The 6,322-nt window shown below is 51.6% G+C and carries 7 protein-coding genes and 1 pseudogene; all 8 read left to right on the forward strand.

Annotated features, from left to right (window positions below; translation table 11 throughout):
- Window positions 1-601 precede the first annotated feature (601 nt).
- Window positions 602-877: a hypothetical protein gene (locus PHE17_RS21220; protein WP_301017926.1), complete on the forward strand. Its 276-nt coding sequence runs from the start codon at window positions 602-604 to the stop codon at window positions 875-877.
- A complete protein-coding gene (locus PHE17_RS21225) occupies window positions 874-1,590 on the forward strand; it encodes an NERD domain-containing protein (protein ID WP_301017927.1) in 717 nt (238 codons plus the stop codon). The genes PHE17_RS21220 and PHE17_RS21225 overlap by 4 nt, the downstream gene beginning before the upstream one ends.
- A 6-nt stretch (window positions 1,591-1,596) precedes the next feature.
- A complete protein-coding gene (locus PHE17_RS21230; RefSeq protein ID WP_301017928.1) occupies window positions 1,597-2,118 on the forward strand; it encodes a hypothetical protein in 522 nt (173 codons plus the stop codon).
- Between the two features lie 84 nt (window positions 2,119-2,202).
- Window positions 2,203-2,535 carry a hypothetical protein gene (locus PHE17_RS21235; RefSeq protein ID WP_301017929.1) on the forward strand — a complete coding sequence of 111 codons (333 nt, stop codon included), beginning with the start codon at window positions 2,203-2,205 and terminating at the stop codon, window positions 2,533-2,535.
- Window positions 2,536-2,539: 4 nt separating this feature from the next.
- Window positions 2,540-3,193, forward strand: coding sequence for a hypothetical protein (locus tag PHE17_RS21240; protein WP_301017930.1), 654 nt, complete (start codon window positions 2,540-2,542; stop codon window positions 3,191-3,193).
- A 585-nt stretch (window positions 3,194-3,778) separates the two neighbouring features.
- On the forward strand, window positions 3,779-4,906 hold the full coding sequence (locus PHE17_RS21245; protein WP_301017931.1) for a replication initiation factor domain-containing protein: 1,128 nt from the start codon (window positions 3,779-3,781) through the stop codon (window positions 4,904-4,906).
- Window positions 4,903-5,043 (forward strand): annotated as a pseudogene (locus PHE17_RS21780) (helix-turn-helix domain-containing protein); the annotation flags it as partial. The gene PHE17_RS21245 and the pseudogene PHE17_RS21780, both read left to right, overlap by 4 nt.
- 65 nt (window positions 5,044-5,108) lie before the next feature.
- On the forward strand, window positions 5,109-6,122 hold the full coding sequence (locus PHE17_RS21250; RefSeq protein ID WP_301017932.1) for a site-specific integrase: 1,014 nt from the start codon (window positions 5,109-5,111) through the stop codon (window positions 6,120-6,122).
- Window positions 6,123-6,322: the final 200 nt, after the last annotated feature.

A 6,322-nucleotide genomic window follows, 5' to 3' on the forward strand; every position in this document is an offset into this window, starting at 1 on the left:
TCAATATCAACACCATCGGAGTAACGCTGCGCTATACCCGAGGAACCACCGCGACAGATTCCGTTTGGTACTGGACGACGTGAGCAACAAGTAAATGGCCGCCGCCGGCACTCTTGCCAATCAATTGGGTGGTATTTAGGCGCTTAATAGAATCAACCACTTGCAACGCTCTGCCATCGACAAACCCCGTCTGTTCCAGCCTATAACCGGCTGATTCAGATGGGGCACGTCACAATCCTGGCACACCTTCAAATAGTGACCAATCGACCGAACGGCGGTAAGCTATGCGCTTGTGCATGGCATACTGAGCAATATGACGACGAATCAAGAGAAACTGGCGGTACTTATCCAGCGTGCAGGCATCACACGCGCCGAGGCCGCTCAATACCTCGCAGAAGAAACCAAGCGCCCCTGTAGTTGGAGGGCGATACAGTCATGGCTTGCCGATCCGTCTCTACCCAGTGCACGAGTCTGTCCCGATTGGGCAATTACCAACCTTGAAACTCGCTTAAAGCATCTCAACCTGATTTCTTGACTATATGAACTTGTGCATATACGATGGCATTTCTAGTAACGTACTAGAAACCATTGGGAGTATTTTATGCACCGTTCAATCTTGCTCGGAATCACTTTAGCTGTCTTGTCGAATACGTCTTTTGCTGAAGGATTTTCCCTCAATCCATTCATGCTTTTTACTCCGAAAGACGCAACGAATTACGCAACCAAGATGGCCGCGACAATCCAAGACCGCCCTGAATGCCGGAAATATAAAGACGAAATCATGTCCTACTCAAAAGGAAATCCTGCTGACGGAAAAACTACAACACCTATTCTGGCGGCAAAAGAGAAGGCCAGAGCTTCCGGGTGTACAAAATGAGCTTTGCTGCCGGGTTCAAAGGTTGGCTGGGTGAAGCGGCTTTATCGGTAGCCAAGAAAATCGCCCTTAATGGCGACATTTACCGTGAGGTGAATAATGTCACCATCGCTACCGCGAACGGCACCACACAGATTGATCACATCATCGTGTCAAGGTACGGTATTTTCGTGATCGAGACGAAAAACATGGAAGGCTGGATTTTTGGCGCTGAGGCCCAACCCAAGTGGACACAATCCTTTCGGAAGTCTAAATTCCAATTCCAGAATCCATTGCATCAGAACTTCCGCCACATCAAAGCGCTTGAGGAATTCCTTGGATTACCGCCCAGCATGTTCCATTCGATTGTTTGCTTTGTAGGCGAGACGTGTAAGTTGAAAACCGAACTTCCGGACAACGTGATCTGCGGTGGACCCTTTGGCTATATCAAGGCGAAGATCGAGGTGCTGCTACCCGACGCGCAAATTGTAGAAATCGTTGAAGCCATCAAAACCGGGATGCGCCCCAAAAACTTCTTGGGGCTATCCACAAGAGAAACAAAACAAGAGCACCTGGCATCCCTCAAGGATCGTCACAGCAGCACCACAACATGCCCAAAGTGCGGCGGCGAGCTTATCCTGCGGACGATCAAGAAGGGGGAGAAGTCTGGACAACAGTTCTATGGCTGCGGGAAGTTTCCGGCTTGCCGATATATGCGGTCTATTGTCGAGAAGTAGGCGTATATGGCGATTGATTTAGACGTAGACGGGCTGCTTGCATACGCAGATACACTAGTCGCACAAGCCGCACAAGCCAACGCCAAGCGTATTCCTTATTGGACCGTCTATGTACTCTTGTTGCGTGACAGATCAAAATTAAAAATAGGGTTCTCTGGCAAAGTGGTGGAACGGGTGTATCGTTTTCTTCCCTTGCGTGAAAATCTCGACGACTTGTTTGATTTTGCGAGCAGTATGGTGTTTCCAGTGTCGTCGAAAATTGAAGCACGAGCGTTAGAGAAGCTAGTGTTGACGCAATTCCAGATACATAGGGTTGAGTCACCATATCAAAATCATAAATCACCAATCCCGTGGTGCGCATGCGGGCATACCGAGTGGCTTAGTGGACACATTTATTCAGATGTTATGACTTTCATGCTGATGTCTTCGTTACCACATTATGGCAAGCCGGTCTCGTTGAAGGTGGTCATTGAGCGAGAAGTTATGTTTAACGAATTTTTATTCAGCAACAATGTTTCAAGGCAATAGTCAGCAGTAATAGTCCACATGTTTTCTACAACTACGGCGTGAGTTGGCACGTTGCACTTAATAATTGAAAGGTCAAAACGGATTATGAAACTTTACTCAGTTGTTTTGCTTTTATTGACTATTGGATCACCAGCCTTCGCCGAAAATGTAGACAAAGATGGTGTGCCAAACGTCGATATTCACGGAAAAATCATAATTACAACCAATGAGAAAGCCATTGCGTACTCGAAAGAATGGGGGCTTCCAATACCCCGAACAAGAATGATTAATGTCAATGGCAAACAAATACCCCTAAAAGAGTTTCTCCTAACTTATTGCCAGGGTAAATTTCAAAACGAAACCTGTGCACGCGGCTCAAAAATACGAGGTATCGATTTTTCTAAAGGGCCAATAGAACAATTGCCCAAAGGCCTGTAATCGTATGAAAAACCAAAACCAAGAACGCCTTCGCCGTCAGATGAAGCAGTACCACCGCCATCACCCTTGGCGACTGGGGCAATGCGGTGTGTTCGTTCCGCATGTCTATCCAGATAACCGGGCGCTGACTTGGTGGGATGACGTGGGTTTCATCCTGAATGGGCGCCGTGTCATGGTCTGGTTGGTTCATCCCCGCATGAAGGTTGCGGATGCTATTGAGGATATGGCATGGGCTGAAGCAGGTGATTCGCCTCTATCCGCAACAAACCTGTTCGAACTCAGCGAAAAACAATGGAAAAAGGTAGGTAGGTCGCGCAAGAAGGTGGTGGCTTATAGTTCTCCGCCGACACCTGATGTTCAGCGGGATTATTACGCGAAACTGAATGCGATTCAGCAACGCCTTCAATCCGAAGGTGTTGATCTGGTAGTGCGTCCGTCGATGTCGGTTAAAACGCTTTCGTGGTGCACCGGCATCGAACTCTGTATTCCCTTTGAAGTTCGCAACGAGAATGACGCTCTCTCACTGGCTGCCTTGGCAAAACAGCTACTCAAGAGAGAAATTGCTTTGGACGATATTTTTCCCGGATACCGGTATGGAAGAGAAGACTGGTTATTGGAAGCATCGTTGCGAAATAAATCTCAAAGAGAAGCGAATTAAGTTAAGCGGTGAAATTCTAGGTGTCAGAAAATCGCTGTAACATCCCTGTTTTGCAATGCTCGCATTTTGAGCATTGCAAAACAGGGATGCGACAAGCATAGCGCGTCAGCTTTCCGCTCACTCATCTAACGATTGCGTAAACCAGACCTGCGGTAAATTCAGCTAGAAAGAAGAAGTGTGTTCCCCACGCCCGTGGGGATGAACCGCCATCGCTTCGAGACCCCGAAGCGGCACGGCACTCTATTTCCGACGTTTTGCCGTTGACGCTCCAACACTTCCGGCATCCTGTTTTAACGAAATTGCCATTGCGTATAAACGGCTTAAAATAAGGCTTGACGTGGGTTTCTAGCATGGTTATCTTGCCGCATCACAGCCGAAAAAGTACGGTGATATACCAGTGCGATCACGTCAGGTTCGACAGCCCTAAGAAGGCGCAACCATTCGACGCGCCACGGTCATCTAAACACACCGCCATGACCCCGGAATAAAAAGGCTTCCCCTGTGCTACGACCCCTTGCGGTTCGGAGCATACGCGCCTATTTGTTCGCCCGTTTCTCCGTCCGCGTAACGCACACGGAGAAGCACATGAACGAAATTACTCAACACCAAGAAGCCAACAACGAGGCCGGATGCCCGGAGCGAGGCACGAGCGAGGACAGCACGGCGGAGGCGGCGGCTTCCCCTCGTGTAGTAATTACGAGGATAAGCAAAAACCCCGCGCTCGAATCGCCTCTTACCGATTGCCCTACGGTCGGAGAGCGCATCACCGTTATGCCCGGCCACGACAATCGAGCCGTTCTAATCCAACATCCCTTGCCAAACGGGGATGCACCGCCAGACGCGGCAATTATCGACTGGTTCGCCTGCACCCTGCGCTTGAGTTCGGGCTATGCCCTGAAGCAACTCATGGCGGATTTGACCGCCCTGTTCGGCATCGCGACATTTACCCAGGGCAACAAAGGCTGGTGCGGTTATCACAAGCGCATTGATCTGGATGGATGCGGCCTGCTGGCTTGGGAGGGCATAGCCCAACGCGATACCGCACACCTGAGCCTGAATGCACACGGCTGCGCCCGTGTTACCGGCTGGCAAGCGGTGCAGATATGGGGCGAAGCACACCAAGCCCGTATCGCCCGCGTAGACCTCGCACATGACGATTATTCCGGGACGGTCTGGAATGCTGAACGGCTCCGCGCCGAATATCTGCAAGACGGGTTTCTCGGTGCCGACAACCGCAAACCGCATTCGTCAATGGTGGGGGACTGGGACAACGCCGAAAAAGGGCGCACCTACTATGTCGGCTCCCGCGCTGCCGGGAAGATGCTCAGAGGCTACGAGAAAGGCAAACAACTTGGCGAGCTGGACAACCCGTGGTTCCGCCTCGAATTGGAATTGCGCGGCACCAACCGCATCATCCCGTGGAACATCCTCACCCAGCCCGGCCAGTACCTCGCCGGTTCTTACCCATGCCTTTCCTCTCTTTCATCCGCGCCGTGCGTACTGGAAACCTCAGTGAAAGTCGCCAGCATGGACTACGACAAGACGTTATCGCACCTGAGAAAACAGTGGGGGCAATTCATCAATCTGGTGCAGGACGTTGAACAAGGTGATCCGGCCAGTGCGATGCAGGCGCTAATCCGCCCCGGCCATCCCGAGCGGTTCGTTCCCCAACTGGCCGCACTGCTGCGCAAAAAAAGTGACTGCAAGTCATGAAAACCCTGACGCTAATCGAGGCCGCTAACTTCCTGAAGCTCCACCCGGAAGAACTCCGCTCCCGCGTCAAAGCGGGAAAGATTCCGGGCGTGAAGATCGGGCGTCGCTGGGTATTTATTGATGAAGACCTTGCAGCATTCTTGCGCTCGCTCTATGCTCCTGAGCGGCAGGCGTTGCAAGTGTCTATGAGAGGAACACAATCATGGCACTTTTCAAACGTGGCAAAACGTGGTGGATTGACTTCACCACACCGTCAGGAGAGCGAGTTAGACAAACTTCTGGCACAACGGACAGAATCAAAGCGCAGGAATACCACGACAAGCTGAAAAGCGAAGCGTGGCGCGTCTTCAAGCTGGGGGATCGTCCGAATCATACGTGGGATGAAGCTGCTCACAGATGGTTGATGGAAAAGACGCACCTTCGGTCATATCGCAACATGCAGTTAGTTATTGGATGGTGGCATCAGTTTTTTCGGGGGATGCTGCTGCGCGATATGACGCGGGAAGTGATTCAGGGAGCTTTGAATACCAAAGCGGGCATTTGGGCACCGGGAACCGTCAAGCGGAATCTGGAAGTGCTTGGAGCCATCCTGCATCGTGCGGTGGACGAATGGGAATGGCTGGATCATGTTCCCCGCCGTCCGCAGTATCCGAAGGTGCAAAGGCGTGTTCGCTGGCTCACCCCAGAAGATGCGCAAAGACTGTTGCAGCATTTGCCAGAAGGAACGGCAGAAATGGCACGCTTTGCGCTTGCTACAGGGTTACGCAAAAACAACGTGCTGCGGCTTGAGTGGTCACAAGTCGATACGGCGCGGCGAGTGTGCTGGATTTACGGCGACCAGGCCAAGGCGGGCAAGGATATTCATGTAACCTTGAACGAGACGGCGCTGGCCGTGCTGGAACGACAAAGGGGGAAACATTCCCAGTTCGTATTTGTCGGAAAGCGCGGCAAGCCCCAGACGCAGATTTACATAGAGGGTTGGAAGGCGGCACTAGCAGCAGCGGGAATTGCGAACTTCCGCTGGCATGATCTGCGCCATACTTGGGCAAGCTGGTTGGCGCAGGAGGGAACACCCCTCCATGTATTGCAGGAGATGGGCGGTTGGGCTGATTACGGGATGGTATTGCGCTATGCACATCTAACCCCGGAACGCTTTGCCGTGCATGCGTCGGTGGTGGATCAGAAACTTAATGTCACGTTTGCGGCACAATCGTAAAAGCGGCACACCACTGGCACTTGTAACGCATTGAAGGAAATCAGTAAAAAGCGGCGTCGATTTATCCATCTATTTGCCAATCCAGTGTGTGGAAGAAAGCGTCTGGAAGCGGTAGTGGCACGGGCATGACCGGAATGCTTGCTCCCTTAAAGGGAATCGCGATCTCATGTGTAGTGCCGACCGCAAATGCCACAGCACAA

Source organism: Thiothrix sp. (genome assembly GCF_028714775.1).
Classification (GTDB): domain Bacteria; phylum Pseudomonadota; class Gammaproteobacteria; order Thiotrichales; family Thiotrichaceae; genus Thiothrix.

Coding starts and splice junctions, on each gene's coding strand:
- PHE17_RS21220 (WP_301017926.1), top strand. CDS start 602: ATGCACCGTTCAATCTTGCTCGGAATCACTTTAGCTGTCTTGTCGAAT.
- PHE17_RS21225 (WP_301017927.1), top strand. CDS start 874: ATGAGCTTTGCTGCCGGGTTCAAAGGTTGGCTGGGTGAAGCGGCTTTA.
- PHE17_RS21230 (WP_301017928.1), top strand. CDS start 1,597: ATGGCGATTGATTTAGACGTAGACGGGCTGCTTGCATACGCAGATACA.
- PHE17_RS21235 (WP_301017929.1), top strand. CDS start 2,203: ATGAAACTTTACTCAGTTGTTTTGCTTTTATTGACTATTGGATCACCA.
- PHE17_RS21240 (WP_301017930.1), top strand. CDS start 2,540: ATGAAAAACCAAAACCAAGAACGCCTTCGCCGTCAGATGAAGCAGTAC.
- PHE17_RS21245 (WP_301017931.1), top strand. CDS start 3,779: ATGAACGAAATTACTCAACACCAAGAAGCCAACAACGAGGCCGGATGC.
- PHE17_RS21250 (WP_301017932.1), top strand. CDS start 5,109: ATGGCACTTTTCAAACGTGGCAAAACGTGGTGGATTGACTTCACCACA.